This is a genomic window from Mycobacterium sp., assembly GCF_032159765.1.
Classification (GTDB): Bacteria; Actinomycetota; Actinomycetes; order Mycobacteriales; family Mycobacteriaceae; genus Mycobacterium.
In genome coordinates this window covers 1-13795 of the sequence record NZ_JAVHWM010000203.1, presented here as the reverse complement: position 1 = coordinate 13795, position 13795 = coordinate 1, and the positions used below count along the sequence as shown (strand labels likewise).

Here is a 13795-nt window from a genome sequence, read left to right as displayed (position 1 = left end):
GTGACCTCGAAGGTCTCCTCGAACGCCTTCACGAAGTCGGAGAGCTCCAGCAGCGTCATCTCTTTGAACGTGTCGAGCAACTGGTCAGTGGACATCTTGGCCATGGTGGTGGTCCTTTCTTTACGGGGTTTGTGTGGTTATTCGGCGGCGGCCGGCTCGGCGGCGGCCGGTTCGGGCTCGGCAGCCGGTTCTGTCCTGGTGGATTCGGGTGCGGAGTCGGATGCGGCAGCCGCGGGCGACTCGCTTTCCTTCTTCTCTTGGAGCGCGGCCAGCAGCCGTGCCATCTGCGACGCCGGAGCGTTGAAGAGGCCGGCGGCCTTGCTCAGGTTGCCCTTCATCGCGCCTGCCAGCTTCGCCAGCAGCACCTCGCGCGACTCCAGGTCGGCGATCTTCTCGACCTCGGCGACCGTCAACGCGCGGCCGTCCATGTAGCCGCCCTTGATCACCAGTGCCTTGTGGTCCTTGGCGAACTTCTTCAGCGCCTTCGCGACATCGACCGGCTCGCCGGTGACAAATGCGATCGCCGTGGGACCGACGAACAATTCGTCGAGGCCGTCGACGCCTGCCTCCGACGCCGCACGCCGCACGAGCGTGTTCTTGGCGACGGAGTAGGTGGCACTGTCGCCGAGCGACCGGCGCAAGTCGGCGAGGTTCGCAACCGTCAGACCGCGGTATTCGGTGACGAGCGCGGCCGTGGCTTCCTTGAACTGCTCGGCGATGTCGGCAACGGCGGTGGCCTTGTCAGCCTTGGCCATTCATGCCTCCTCGGATGGGTATCGGGTGCCCCGAGAAGATCGCCGAGGAGCCTGGAAATGACAGACGCCCCGACGCAGGGTCGGGGCGCGCAGATGTGAGCCTCGTCCTCCTGCGTGGGCCGCCGGGACATGTCCCGGACCTTCGACCGAATTTCTTCGGCGACCGACGGTCTTCGGTGGAGCGGCTCCAGATTAGCGCAAGCCGACCCCATCAGCCAAAACGCTCCCTGCTCCCCCGCGGCGTCTCAGCTGTCGACGAGTGCGGCCGCGCCGACCAGACCGGCGTCACCACCGAGCTTGGCCGGTACCACGCGCAGGCCGTGCAGGAAGTCGAGCCCGGCGTAGGTGCGCAGCGCCTCGCGCACTGGGTCGAACAGCAGGGCCCCAGACTTCGCGACACCACCGCCGATCACGACCAGGTCGAGATCGCACACCGCGGCGACCGACGCGATGGTCGCCGCCACAGCCGCCGCGCCCCGGCGGAAGGCCTTGATGGCGATGGGATCGCCGGCGTTGGCGGCGTCAGCGAGTTCCTTGGCGTCGGCGCCCGAGGGCGCGTCCCACCCGTGGTCGCGGGCCCACTTCGCCATGTGCGGGCCGGACGCGACCGTCTCGACACAGCCGTGCCCGCCACATGTGCACAACGCTCCGTCTGGTTCGACGACGACGTGCCCGACGTGCCCTGCGTTGCCGGTGCGGCCGTCGTAGGGCGCTCCGTCGAGCACCAGCCCGCCGCCGATCCCGGTCGACACCACCATGCCGAGCATGAACTGCGCTCCGCGGCCCGCGCCGTGTCGGTGCTCGCCGAGTGCCATGCACAGCCCGTCGCCGCCGAGCCGAACCGGCAATCCCGGAAGCAACCCGGCAATGCGGTCACGCAGCGGAAAGTCATGCCACGCAGCGATATTGATCGGGCTGACCGTCCCGCTCGGCAGGTGGATGGGACCCGCGGAGGCAATCCCCACGCCACGTATCGCAGTACCGTGCACTGTTTCGTCGACGAGCCGCTCCAACACCGCCCAGATCGACTCAGCGTCGGAGTGTGGGGTCGGCTTCGTCGCGCTGCGTACCAGCGTGCCCGAGGAATCAACAAGGGCGACAGCGATTTTCGTGCCGCCTATATCGATGGCCAGAGTGGGCTCGGCCATCAGTGCCGATGGGTGTTGTCGGGCTGACTCGGATCGCCGGGATGTTCGTAGCCGCGGGCGAGTTCGACCAGCTCGGCGGAACGCGCATCGAGCCACACCCGGAATGCGCGACGGCGCGCGGCACCGCGCAGGTGTGCGCGGATGGCGGGCCTGACGTCGGCAAGCGGCGGCGCCGAGGCCGGGGCGCGCCAACCGTGCACCCGCGGGCGGCCGGCGAACCGCAACGGGTTTCGAGCGTGGTAGTCGGCGACGTCGGCGTCGGAGACATCGACGTCGCCGGTGACCTGCGCGAACACCGCCCGGGCCAACGGATCCGCGAGCGCAGCGGCCGCCACGCTTCCCATCTCCAGGCGCGCCGACTCGTCGGGCAGCAGTGCGTCCTCTGCCGGCGCCCCGTCGGCCGTCACCCCCAACGACGCCGCCTCGGCGGCCACAACGCGCTGTGTCACGACAAGCTGTGTCAGCCAACGCCGTAACTGCCGGCCCTCGCTGGTATTTGCCCGGGGCAGCGCCGATGCGAGCGGGCCGGTGCGCAGTGCGGCTTCGCGGCGGTCAACCTCGTCGGTGCCGACCGGGATGCCGCCAACGGTGGCCGCGACGTCGCTCACCGGACCGTCACCTTCACCGCGGGGGTGTAGAGCAGCCGGCCCGCGCACCCCACACGTATCAGCGCCCACCATTCGCCGGGCTCGACCCACTCTGGCGGTGCGACATCGAACTCGATGTTCACCTGTCCTTGCGCAGGCACAGTCGCGCCGATTGCGGCCGGGCCCATCCATTCCCATGTCCCCCACGGACTGATCAAGTGAGCCTCGGCCGCCAGGTCCGCGCGCGCGTCGGTACCCACCGTGATCGCCAGCCGCGCCGAACATCCCGCTGCCACCTCGACCGCCTCGGGCTCCCTGACCAACCTGAGCACCTCGGGAGCAGCGACCCGCCCCCTGCGCCGAAATGCCGTCAAGTTCCAGTGGTGAGCGGCCGCAGGCTCGACGATCACAAGACAGACGTCTTCCACGGTCTGCCGCCACGCGGGCGGTATCGACGTCAAATCGCTTCCGGTGACCGACAACTCGGCGCGAACCGGGTAGACGCCGCTCGGCGCATCAGAGGGCATCGCGATCTCGACGTCGGCCTCCAGGTGTTCCCCGGGCGGAAGCACGAACGGCAGCTCAGGGGGGCTCGCCGTCCATCCGTCCGGACACACCATCCGCACCTTGCCGTGAAGCGCGGCGTCGGTGCAGTCGCTTGCCGCCGTGAGCCGTACCACGACGGAAGCATCCGGCTCGGCGGTCACGCGCGGCGGATTCAGATAGGTGACTGCCGGAAGGCCGCCCATCGGTGCGGGCCCGCGGTTGTGCAGCCAGTAGCGGGCGTAAAGCGGTTGCGCCGCTTCGGTATCCGGCGCCAACGAGGTGTGGTCGGCATCGAGCACCTTGGGTAGGTTGAACCGCGCGAGCACGGTGGCGATCTCAAAGCCGTGCAACGTCAGCGCATTCGATACCGCCTGTCGCGCGAGCGGCTCCTCGAGCAGGTCCACGCGCGACGAGAGGGCCACCTTGCGCAGCCCGGACCGGATCTGAACGCCAGTCGAGGACCCGCAGCATTCCACCAGCCGTACGGCCACGGCCTTCGCCGGGTCGACGGGAGCGCTGCGACCGGAGGCCAGCGGGTTGCCCGCGGGCTTGACCGCGCCGAGCAGTACCGAGTCTGCGGGTTCGACCTCCAGCAAGGAGCCGAAAGACGGTAACCCGCCGCCATTTTCGCGACCGGCCGGCGCCACCAACAGCGAGTGCGAGTACTCGGCGTTGCGGGTGGGCAACCGGGCGGCACGCCAGTCACCGTCACCTGACACCACTGCATAGTCGAAGACGTGGGTCCAGTGCTGCTCCTGAAAGTTCGACCCGTCGGGCGCCGTCCGCCGCGGCTCGTCGATCCACGTCCCCGACGGCCAGCCCGTGCATGAGCGCATCAGCGAGGCGTGCAGCGTGCCATCGGGCTCGACGGCGAAGCCAGGGACGCCACGGTTCAGCAGCGCGACCGTCCGCTGTTCGAACGGCTCCGCGCCCGTCGGCGCGTCTTGAGCGACCACGATCTCGGCGTCGGCGAGGTCGTCGACAACCGCGGCCACGGCCTTGGCCAGGTCCGTCGCCGCGATCACGAGAACTGGAAGCGTCCGCACGCCGCGCAGGTCGGCGTCGGGCACCCACTCGCTCGTCAGAGGCGCGGCCGCAGGTACCCAGACCCTCGCGACGCCGTTGGCGTAGAGCTGTCTCTTGACTTCGTCGGCGTATACAGCATCGGCTGCGGCGAGAACCTCTGCGGTGAAGGCGTTTTCGTCGGGCCCACCGACGGCGATCCGCGTGTCGGGCAGATTGGAGTCGACGTCCAGCGCGCCATACCGCGACCTGTCGCCGCTGCTGCAAGTCGCGGTCACGCCCGCACGGACGAGCGCGACCATCAGGTCGCGCGCCAACGCCGCGGATGTTGCTTCGCTGGGCGTGACGACCTCGGCCACCGACATCGCGCGCACCGAGTCGCCGGCGCGCACCCGGGCGGTCGACGACAGCCCGAACCATCCGTAGGCCGGATTGTCCAGCGTCCACGGATGGTCCTTGGTGTCGACGGCGGTGCGCGCGCCCGGCTCGTGCAGCAGGCCGAAACCACGGCCGATCACCGCGTCGCCGACTTCGCTGACCGGCAATGCTCCGGGCACCGGGCAGGGCCAGCGCAGCCGGATGAGGCGGTCGGCCTCGGTGAAACCGTCGATGGTGGTTCGGCAGTCGACTCGCGCAACCCCGTCCCAGAGGGTGAGGATCTGGTTGTAGCGCAACAGCTTTCCGATCCGGCCACGCACGACGATCCGCTGGCCGAGCGGGCATCGGAACGCCTGCACAGACTCCGCAGGGAAGGTGGCCGAACCGATTACCGGGCCCTTCGGGATGAGGTGCCACGGCCCCTCGCCGCTGTGCGGGTGTGTCGAGTACTCGTCGTAGACGGCCACCTCGTTGCCGGCCCCACCGTCGGCGACGAGTTCGTGCTCCGAGCCGAGGTCGACGAGCGAGGATACGGCGCCGCCACGGCCGGGATCGACCGTCAGGCGGTAGTGCTCGTTGGCAATCTCGTTGCCGTCCAAAGGCTCCCAGCTCTGCTCCGCGCGAGCCGCAGCTAGGCGGTAGGCACGCCAGCCCATCGACGGCACGTCGCGCGCAAGCCAGCTGACGGACCGTCTACCGTGTTCGACGAGCGATGGCACTTCTTGGCCATCGGCGTCCAGGACGCGTACCCCGTTACCGAGCGGTTCGCTCAGCCTTGCGGTGATGATATCGGTTCTGTTGTGCGCCAGGGTGTTCCATACGGCAACGGATCCATCGACCGCACTGGAGAGCAGAGCAAGCGAGTTGTCGCGCGCCGCCCGGCCGAGCTCCCACGCGTCGCGCCACCCTGTCAGCAGGTCGAGGTACACCTGGTCGGACTCCGAGCCGGTGATCGCGTCGTGGTGAGCGCCGTAGGCCAGCTGAACCCATGACTTCTCGAGCGCGGCCTGCGGATAGGTCGCTCCGCCGAGCAGGCAGGCGAACACCGCGAGCCGTTCGGCGTCCAGCACGGCGGTCTCGGCGGCGCGGTTGGCCTGCTTGGTGTCGATGTAGCTGACGTCCTTGCCGGTATAGATCGGGTTCATGTCCCTGGTCTGCGGTGAGGCGGCAATCCCCTTCTCGTCCAACTCCTTTCGCACCGCGGCGAAGAACTCCCGCGGCAGTGCGGAGATGAACCGTGGCCACGTGTAGCGCGCATTCCAATCGCGGTGGATCTCGGTGACCCACTTGTTCGGCGGTGTGTAGTCGGTGCCGACCGGCAGCAGCACGTTGCGAGTGAGCGCCACCTTCTTCAAGGACTCGAACAGCTTGTACGTGGCTTCTTCTGCCTTCTGCAGAGTCGGCGACGAATCCATCCCCCACCCAGCGCCGTAATGCGCGGGCATGTAGTGGGTGAGCAGGCCACGACCCGACGGCGCGATCCACTCGAACTCACTGGAGAACTGCATGCGGCGAGGGTCGCGGTCGCCGGTCATCGGCCCCCACTGATGGTGCGGGCCGCGCGCCCACGAACTTGACGTCAGCCCAGCGTCGGCGGCCATCCCGGGAAACTGCGGATCGTGGCCGAAGACGTCCAGCTGCCACGCGGTCGCGGGCTCGGCGCCCATGATGTCGCGCTGAAAACCCATGCCGTGCACGAAGTTTCGGATGGTTGTCTCTGGGCTGGTGAGGTTCGTGTTCGGCTCGTTGTACGCGCCCCCCATGATCTCGAGCCGGCCGTCGGCGATCAGCCGCCTGAGGTCTTCGCGATCCTCGGGGCAGGCGTCCCAGTAGGGCTTGAGGTAGTCGACCTCGGCCAGCACGAACTTGTACTCCTGCTCGCGGCGGGCCATCTCGAGGTGTGCATGCACGAGTGCAAACCCGTTCATCTGCCGTCCGGGCGGATCCTCGTTCCATTCGCTGGTGTAGGCGCCCTGGGTGTTCCACCACACCGGGTCGTAGTGGAAGTGGCTGATCATGTACATGGTCCAGCCGGGCTCGGCGACGACGAATCCGAACGCCGTCGCGTCGTCGTTGACGACCACCCGCGCGTCACGCTGCTGACCGGGCACCGGGTCGTCGACCTCGACGGGCACTTCCGCCACTTCCGGTTCGGGGAATCGTGGCTCCCCTTCGGACCGCAGGCCATCGCCCTCGACGCGAATCGCCTCACTGCGCCCGCGAAATCTCACCCGCACCAGTTGCAGCGGCGCATCGGGCGGTCCGGCGAACAGCTCCGTCGACTCCGCGGAGGTGACGTGCACGGCACAACACTACGGGCGAACGTTCCCGTCGCGGCGAAGATCCGCCACAAGTGCACGGTGGTCCGAGATCGAAAGCGGTAGCGCACTGCCGCCGTCGACCTCGAGCGTGTGATCGTCAGTGAGGATGTGGTCCAGCTGGCGGTCCGGGTGCTCGACAGGGAACGTCATCGCCGTGGCCAGCGACCGAAATCCACTCCAGCGGCGCGCGGGTTTTGGCGCCATGTTGAGGTCGCCCATCAACACGTGCGGGCCGTCGAAGCACCTCAGATCGCGGACCAGCCGTCGCAGTTGATGACGGCCCCACCCGGGCACGAACGACAGGTGAGTGGTGGCAACGGTCATCGGCCCGAGCGGAGTGTCCATGCGCGCGATCACCGCGGCGCGCGGTTCCTCGTTGATGATCCGGATGCGGTTGGGCCCAGGAAGATACATGGGAAATGGCATGGGAATCCGGGGAAGTCGCACCACCTGCCAATCGCGCACCGGGAAGCGTGACAGCAGTGCGATGCCGTAGGCAGCCGTGCCCGGCTGCTCGCTTCCTGTCGCTGCCATCCAGGTCGCGCCTGGAGTTCCTGAGATCGCGGCCACGAACCGGTGGCTGACGGCGCCCATCGCTTCGGCCGCTATCGCGGTCAGATCGGCCATCGCAGAACGGGGTTGGTCGAGGTCCACCTCTTGAAGCGCAAGCACATCCGCGTCGAGCTGCTTCACCGCCGCCACCAGTCGGCCGCTGTCCACTGTGCCGTCGTGGATGCCGCGTCCGTGCAGGATGTTGAAGGTGGCCAGCCTCATGGCTATTGCTTACCCGAAATATCTGAGAGCCCGCCGAATCACGACGTGACGGCCGCACGGCGCAATCGATCGCCGACCAACCCGACCGCCTCAGCCACTTCGGGCGGCCCGAGCACCGCGAAGTCGACGCCGGGCATCGCCAAGTACACGGCGATCGTCTCGGCGTCGTCGCCACCTGCAGTGACGACGCACATATCGGCACCGTCAGGCTCGACCGTCGCTGAGCCCGGCGAAAAGTGCTGTACCACAACGTCATATGGTGCGAAATAGCGAACCGTCGCCACGTACCGGTACGGCGACGCGCTGATCGACCGTTGCACATAGGACGCGGCGTCCGGCGCATCCCGCGGCGCGAAAGTGCTGCCGAGCGCGCGAACATCGGCCATCCGGTCCAGACGCAGGCTGCGCCAGTCGTCACGATCGCGGTCGTAGGCCATCAGGTACCAGCGCCGACCCGTCGTCACCAGCTGATACGGCTCGAGCCGACGCCGCGTGCCCCGCCCGGCGCGGTCGACGTAGTCGAGCGTGACGTGTTCGTGGTCGCGGCACGCCCGGGCCAGCGTCATCAGCACGGCAGGCTCCACCGACTCGGTGGGCTCGCGGGTGAGCGTGACCGTCGCGTCCTGCACGGCGCCGACTTGGGAGCGCAGCCGCGACGGCAGCACCTGGTCGAGCTTGGACAGCGCGCGCAGCGCGGCCTGTCCGACGCCGGCGATAGTGCCACCGGCAGCCAGCCGCAGGGACACGGCGACGGCCACCGCCTCGTCGGGATCCAGCAGCAGCGGCGGCAGCGCCGCACCCGCGCCCAGCTGGTACCCGCCGCCGTGCCCGCGGCTGGCGTGCACGGGATAGCCGAGATCACGCAGCCGCTCGACGTCGCGGCGCACACTGCGGACGGTCACGCCCAATGCCTCGGCGAGCTCGTCGCCGCTCCACACGCGGCGGGACTGCAGCAGCCCCAGCAGCTGCAGCACTCGACCGGTCGTTTCCGCCACGCCACCAGCGTCGCACAGTCAGCGGACAGAAACTGTCCGCTATTACTGACAGAGTGGGTGCCATGACGGACTGGACCACACAACTGGCCGACCAACTCGACTTTCACTGGGGCACGCAACTTCGTCCCCGGCTCGACGGGATGACCGACGACGAGTACTTCTGGGAACCGGTGGAGAACTGCTGGACCGTGCATCCCGACGGGTCGATCGACTTCGCCTATCCCCCGCCGCAACCGGAGCCGGTGACGACGATCGCGTGGCGGATGGCCCACGTGATCGTCGGCGTCCTCGCGATGCGCAGCCACTCCCACTTCGGCGGGGCGCCCGCCGACTACCAGTCCTGGCCCTACGCCACCGATGCGGCGACCGCGCTGGCCCAGCTCGACGACGCGTATGCGACGTGGATCAGCGGCGTGCGCAGCCTCGACGCGGCCGGGCTGGCGCGGCCGGTCGGACCGGCCGAAGGGCCCTACGCGGAGCACCCGATGTCGGTGCTCGTCTTGCACATCAACCGCGAGCTCATTCACCACGGAGCCGAAATCTGTTGTCTGCGTGATCTTTACATTCACTCCCACTAGAGAAAGAGGAACAGCATGCCCGCACTTGCCTCACCTGTCACCGACGAACGCGACGCACTGCGCGAGTTCGTGTCCTACCACCAGGAGGCGTACTTCGCGATCGCCTACGGCCTGACCGACGAGCAGGCCCGCTCGACCCCGTCGGCCAGCGCGATGTCGATCGGCGGCGTGATCAAGCACATCACAAACATGCAGAAGACCTGGATGCAACGCGTGACGGCGGCGCCGGACGCACCGACACCCGACAAGCGGCCGTTCGAAGAACGGGCGGCGGAGTTTCAGGACGAGTTCGTCATGCGTGACGACGAGACCCTGGCGGGCCTTCTGGACAGGTTCGCCGCCCAGAACGCCAAGACTCTCGAGCTGGTGAAGACTGCGGACCTCGACCTCCCTGTCCCAGTCCCGACGGACGCGCCATGGTTTCCGAAGGACATCACGCACTGGTCGGTGCGCTGGGTCTTCTTCCATGTGATCAACGAGCTGGCCAGGCACTCCGGGCAGGCCGACGTGATCCGCGAGTCGATCGACGGCGCGACGATGTACGAGCTCATCGGCGGCCTCGAAGGCTGGGAGGAGACGGACTGGCTGAAGCCCTGGAAGGTCGACGAAGCGGCGGGATAACCGCCGAAAGCACAGTTGTTGACGGATTTCGGCCGATTTTCATCAACAACTGGGTTCTGGGCGCAGGTCTCGCCGAGCGCACCGTTGTTAGCGGCCTCACTCGCAGTTTGTCTGCAATAACCGTGCGTTCGCAGGTCAGAGGGGTTACGCGGAGGCTTCCGACCGCCGTTCAGATTGTGAATGTCCTACAAACGCCTGGCACACTGCACAGATGAGCTCAACATCCAAGCATCGCGAGGTTGCCAAGCTCGCCAGAGTCCCGGTAATCACCGAGGCCGCGCGCGTAGGCGCGACGAGCTGGTACGTAACCAAGGCCGCCGGGCGAGTGGCGGGCAAGCTCTTCGGCAAGGGCAGCTTGCAGCACAAGATCGTCCACGAGGTACCGGGCGTCTTCACGGACCTCGGACCCACCTACGTCAAATTCGGCCAGATCATCGCGTCCAGCCCGGGTGCGTTCGGCGAGCCGCTGTCCCGCGAATTCCGCAGCCTGCTCGACGCCGTGCCACCTGCTGATCCCGGCGAGGTGCACAAGCTGTTCGTCGAGGACCTCGGCGAGGATCCCAACACGCTGTTCGCGAAGTGGGACGACCAGCCGTTCGCGTCCGCCTCAATCGCCCAGGTGCACTACGCCACGCTGCATACCGGCGAAGAAGTTGTCGTCAAGATCCAGCGGCCGGGCATCCGCCGCCGGGTCGCCGCGGATCTGCAGATCCTCAAGCGCGGCGCGCGCATCGTCGAGCTCGCAAAACTGGGCCGGCGCCTGTCCGCGCAGGACGTCGTCGCCGACTTCGCGGACAACCTCGCCGAGGAACTCGATTTCCGTCTCGAGGCGCAGTCGATGGATGCGTGGGTCGCCCATATGCACGCGTCGCCGCTTGGCGAGAATATCCGTGTGCCGCAAGTGTATTGGGATCACACATCGAGTCGGGTGTTGACGATGGAGCGAGTGCAGGGCATCCGCATCGATGACGCCAAGGCGATCCGCAAGGCAGGGTTCGACGGCACGGAACTGGTGAAGGCGCTGCTGTTCAGCGTGTTCGAGGGCGGTCTGCGCCATGGGCTGTTCCACGGCGACCTGCACGCCGGCAACCTGTACGTCGACCCCGACGGCAAGATTGTGTTCTTCGACTTTGGGATCATGGGCCGCGTCGACCCGCGCACGCGGTGGTTGCTGCGCGAGCTCGTGTACGCGCTTCTGGTCACGAAAGATCACGCCGCTGCGGGCAAGATCGTCGTACTGATGGGCGCTGTGGGCACCGTCAAGCCGGAAGCGGAGGCCGCGAAGGACCTGGAGAAGTTCGCCACCCCGCTGACCATGACGTCGCTCGGCGACATGAGCTACGCCGAGATCGGCAAGCAGCTCTCGACGCTCGCCGACGCCTACGACGTGAAGCTACCGCGCGAGCTGGTGCTGATCGGCAAGCAGTTCCTCTACGTCGAGCGCTACATGAAGCTGCTCGCCCCGAGCTGGCAGATAATGTCCGATCCGGAGCTGACCGGCTACTTCGCGAACTTCATGGTCGAGGTCAGCCGCGAACATAAAGATGAGGTCGTCTAGTGGACATGCGAACCGGGACCGCGCACTCGGGCGACGTCGACATCTATTACGAGGACATGGGCGACGAGAACGACCCCGCCGTTCTGCTGATCATGGGCCTGGGTGCGCAGCTTCTGTTGTGGCGCAACGGTTTCTGCGAGAAGCTCGTCGACCAGGGGCTGCGAGTCATCCGCTACGACAACCGTGACGTAGGGCTGTCCACCAAGCTGAAGGGCCAGCATGCGTCCGGCTCGTACCCGGTCAGTATGGTGCGCTCGTTCGTCGGGAAGCCCAGCCCGGCCGTCTACACGTTGGAGGACATGGCCGACGACGCCGCCGCGTTGCTCGACCACCTCGGCATCGACGAGGCGCACATCGTCGGCGCCTCCATGGGCGGCATGATCGCTCAGGTCTTCGCGGCGAGGTACCGGGCGCGCACGAAGACGCTGGCGATCATCTTCTCCAGCAACAACCAGCCGCTGCTTCCGCCACCCGGTCCGCAGCAGCTGCAGGCCCTGCTGCGCAAGCCGAAGGATTCGTCGCGCGAGGGTGTCATCGCGAACTCGATCAGGGTCAACAGGGTCATCGGGAGTCCGGGCTATCGCAAGCCCGAGGAGACGCTGCGCCAAGAAGCCACCGAGGGCTACGAACGGTCCTACTACCCGGCAGGCGTCGCCAGACATTTCGGCGCGGTCCTTGGCAGCGGCAGCCTGGTGCGCTACGACCGGCAGATCGACGTGCCGACGGTCATCATTCACGGCAAAGCGGACAAACTGATGCGCCCGGCGGGCGGCCGGGCAATCGCGAAGGCGATCCCCGGGGCGCGGCTGGTGATGTTCGACGGCATGGGCCACGACCTTCCCGAGCCGTTATGGGACGACATCGTCGGCGAATTGAAGACCACTTTCTCAGAGAGCCCGTAACCAGCGGCTTAACTCCAGGAATTCGTGGCTCGGTCCCTAATCGGCTACATTTGCGGTCTGACGCGCCGTCGGTTGCCGCGTCAAACCACAGGCCATGCGGCGGTTGGGAAGAAGCCGGACCCGCTAAAGCCAAGGAAGGCAGTGCGCTAGCAATGGCAAAGACTTCGCGTGGCCCGCTGAAGCCACACTTCGAGGACGTCCAGGCCCACTACGACCTGTCCGACGAGTTCTTCCGGCTGTGGCTCGATCCCACGCAGACGTACAGCTGCGCGTATTTCGAGCGCGACGACATGACGCTGCAGGAAGCGCAGCTTGCCAAGATCGATCTGGCGCTGGGCAAGCTGGGCCTGGAGCCTGGCATGACGCTGCTCGACGTCGGCTGCGGCTGGGGTTCGACGATGATGCGGGCGATCGACAAGTACGACGTGAACGTCATCGGGCTGACACTCAGCGAGAACCAAAAGGCCCATGTCGAAAACGTTTTCGCGCAGTCCGACAGCCCACGCAGCAAAAAGGTGCTGCTGCAGGGCTGGGAACAGTTCCACGAACCCGTCGACCGCATCGTGTCGATCGGGGCATTCGAGCACTTCGGCTTCGACCGCTATGACGACTTCTTCAAGATGGCCCACGAGGCGCTGCCTGAAGACGGCGTGATGCTGTTGCACACCATCACCGCGCTGACGCTGCCGCAGATGGCCGATCGCAAGATCCCGCTGACCTTCGAGGTGGCCCGGTTCGTGAAATTCATTCTCACGGAGATCTTCCCCGGCGGCCGGCTTCCGTCGATCGAGAAGGTCGAAGAACATGCGACCCCGGCCGGCTTCACGCTGACTCGCCGCCAGTCGCTGCAACTGCACTACGCGCGGACCCTGGATTGCTGGGCCGAGGCGTTGGAGGCACACCGGGACGAGGCGATCAAGGTGCAATCTGAAGAGGTTTACGACCGCTATATGCATTACCTCACTGGCTGCGCCAGGGGCTTCCGGATGGGCTACATCGACGTCAACCAATTCACGTTGGCCAAGTAGGGCGCTCATGGGGGATCTCACTCCTCATTTCGAGGATGTGCAGTCGCATTACGATCTGTCCGACGATTTCTACCGGCTGTTCCTCGACCCGACGCAGACCTACAGCTGCGCGTTCTTCGAACGCGACGGCATGACGCTGCAAGAGGCGCAGCTTGCCAAGATCGACCTGTCGCTGGGCAAGCTCAACCTTCAGCCGGGAATGACGCTTCTGGACATCGGCTGCGGGTGGGGCGCGACGATGAGGCGCGCCGTCGAGCGCTTCGACGTCAACGTGATCGGGCTGACGCTGTCGGAGAATCAATGCATTCACGTGCAGAAGGCCTTCGCCGGACTGGACACCGCACGCTCGGCGCGGGTGTTGCTTCAGGGCTGGGAGCAGTTCGACGAGCCGGTGGACCGCATCGTGTCGATCGGCGCGTTCGAACACTTCGGCCACGACCGCTGGGACGACTTCTTCAAGATGTCGTATGCGGCGCTGCCTGCAGACGGGATCATGCTGCTTCACACGATTACCAGGCTCGCGCTCGACGAGTTGAAGGCCAACGGCATACCGCTGTCGATGGACGCGGCACGATTCGCGA

At 66.8% G+C, this 13795-nt stretch carries 12 protein-coding genes and 1 pseudogene; 6 read left to right on the top strand and 7 right to left on the bottom strand.

All coding sequences use genetic code 11. From position 1 onward, the window contains the following. The 7 genes and pseudogenes from QOH60_RS26025 to QOH60_RS25995 all read right to left on the bottom strand — a co-directional run. Positions 1 to 104: pseudogene (locus tag QOH60_RS26025) on the bottom strand (50S ribosomal protein L7/L12); the annotation flags it as partial. 33 nt (positions 105 to 137) lie between these two features. Then, positions 138 to 755, bottom strand: coding sequence for a 50S ribosomal protein L10 (gene rplJ / locus QOH60_RS26020; RefSeq protein ID WP_526424773.1), 618 nt, complete (start codon positions 753 to 755; stop codon positions 138 to 140). A gap of 245 nt (positions 756 to 1000) precedes the next feature. Then, positions 1001 to 1903, bottom strand: coding sequence for an ROK family protein (locus QOH60_RS26015; protein WP_526424772.1), 903 nt, complete (start codon positions 1901 to 1903; stop codon positions 1001 to 1003). Further along, on the bottom strand, positions 1903 to 2511 hold the full coding sequence (locus QOH60_RS26010; RefSeq protein ID WP_526424771.1) for a DUF7158 domain-containing protein: 609 nt from the start codon (positions 2509 to 2511) through the stop codon (positions 1903 to 1905). Before QOH60_RS26010 ends, QOH60_RS26015 begins: the two co-directional genes overlap by 1 nt. Then, positions 2508 to 6740, bottom strand: coding sequence for a glycoside hydrolase family 38 N-terminal domain-containing protein (locus tag QOH60_RS26005; RefSeq protein WP_526424770.1), 4233 nt, complete (start codon positions 6738 to 6740; stop codon positions 2508 to 2510). The genes QOH60_RS26010 and QOH60_RS26005 overlap by 4 nt, the downstream gene beginning before the upstream one ends. 9 nt (positions 6741 to 6749) lie before the next feature. Further along, on the bottom strand, positions 6750 to 7532 hold the full coding sequence (locus QOH60_RS26000) for an endonuclease/exonuclease/phosphatase family protein (protein WP_526424769.1): 783 nt from the start codon (positions 7530 to 7532) through the stop codon (positions 6750 to 6752). 38 nt (positions 7533 to 7570) lie between these two features. Further along, positions 7571 to 8527 carry a helix-turn-helix transcriptional regulator gene (locus QOH60_RS25995; protein ID WP_526424768.1) on the bottom strand — a complete coding sequence of 319 codons (957 nt, stop codon included), beginning with the start codon at positions 8525 to 8527 and terminating at the stop codon, positions 7571 to 7573. Between the two features lie 62 nt (positions 8528 to 8589). On the opposite strand from QOH60_RS25995, the gene QOH60_RS25990 reads away from it, so the two are divergent. The 6 genes from QOH60_RS25990 to QOH60_RS25965 all read left to right on the top strand — a co-directional run. Continuing rightward, positions 8590 to 9105, top strand: coding sequence for a DinB family protein (locus QOH60_RS25990; protein WP_526424767.1), 516 nt, complete (start codon positions 8590 to 8592; stop codon positions 9103 to 9105). A gap of 15 nt (positions 9106 to 9120) precedes the next feature. Beyond that, entirely contained in the window at positions 9121 to 9726 is a 606-nt protein-coding gene (locus QOH60_RS25985) for a DinB family protein (protein WP_526424766.1), read from the top strand. A 211-nt stretch (positions 9727 to 9937) separates the two neighbouring features. Beyond that, positions 9938 to 11284 (top strand): ABC1 kinase family protein, encoded by a 1347-nt coding sequence (locus QOH60_RS25980; RefSeq protein WP_526424765.1) that lies wholly within the window; start codon positions 9938 to 9940, stop codon positions 11282 to 11284. Further along, entirely contained in the window at positions 11284 to 12186 is a 903-nt protein-coding gene (locus QOH60_RS25975) for an alpha/beta fold hydrolase (RefSeq protein ID WP_526424764.1), read from the top strand. Before QOH60_RS25980 ends, QOH60_RS25975 begins: the two co-directional genes overlap by 1 nt. 152 nt (positions 12187 to 12338) lie before the next feature. Further along, positions 12339 to 13214 (top strand): cyclopropane mycolic acid synthase family methyltransferase, encoded by an 876-nt coding sequence (locus QOH60_RS25970; protein ID WP_526424763.1) that lies wholly within the window; start codon positions 12339 to 12341, stop codon positions 13212 to 13214. A 7-nt stretch (positions 13215 to 13221) separates the two neighbouring features. Next, on the top strand, positions 13222 to 13795 hold a 574-nt coding region (locus QOH60_RS25965), incomplete at its 3' end, for a class I SAM-dependent methyltransferase (protein ID WP_526424762.1).

Coding starts and splice junctions, on each gene's coding strand:
- QOH60_RS25985 (WP_526424766.1), top strand. CDS start 9,121: ATGCCCGCACTTGCCTCACCTGTCACCGACGAACGCGACGCACTGCGC.
- QOH60_RS26015 (WP_526424772.1), bottom strand. CDS start 1,903: ATGGCCGAGCCCACTCTGGCCATCGATATAGGCGGCACGAAAATCGCT.
- QOH60_RS25990 (WP_526424767.1), top strand. CDS start 8,590: ATGACGGACTGGACCACACAACTGGCCGACCAACTCGACTTTCACTGG.
- QOH60_RS26000 (WP_526424769.1), bottom strand. CDS start 7,532: ATGAGGCTGGCCACCTTCAACATCCTGCACGGACGCGGCATCCACGAC.
- QOH60_RS25980 (WP_526424765.1), top strand. CDS start 9,938: ATGAGCTCAACATCCAAGCATCGCGAGGTTGCCAAGCTCGCCAGAGTC.
- QOH60_RS25970 (WP_526424763.1), top strand. CDS start 12,339: ATGGCAAAGACTTCGCGTGGCCCGCTGAAGCCACACTTCGAGGACGTC.
- rplJ (WP_526424773.1), bottom strand. CDS start 755: ATGGCCAAGGCTGACAAGGCCACCGCCGTTGCCGACATCGCCGAGCAG.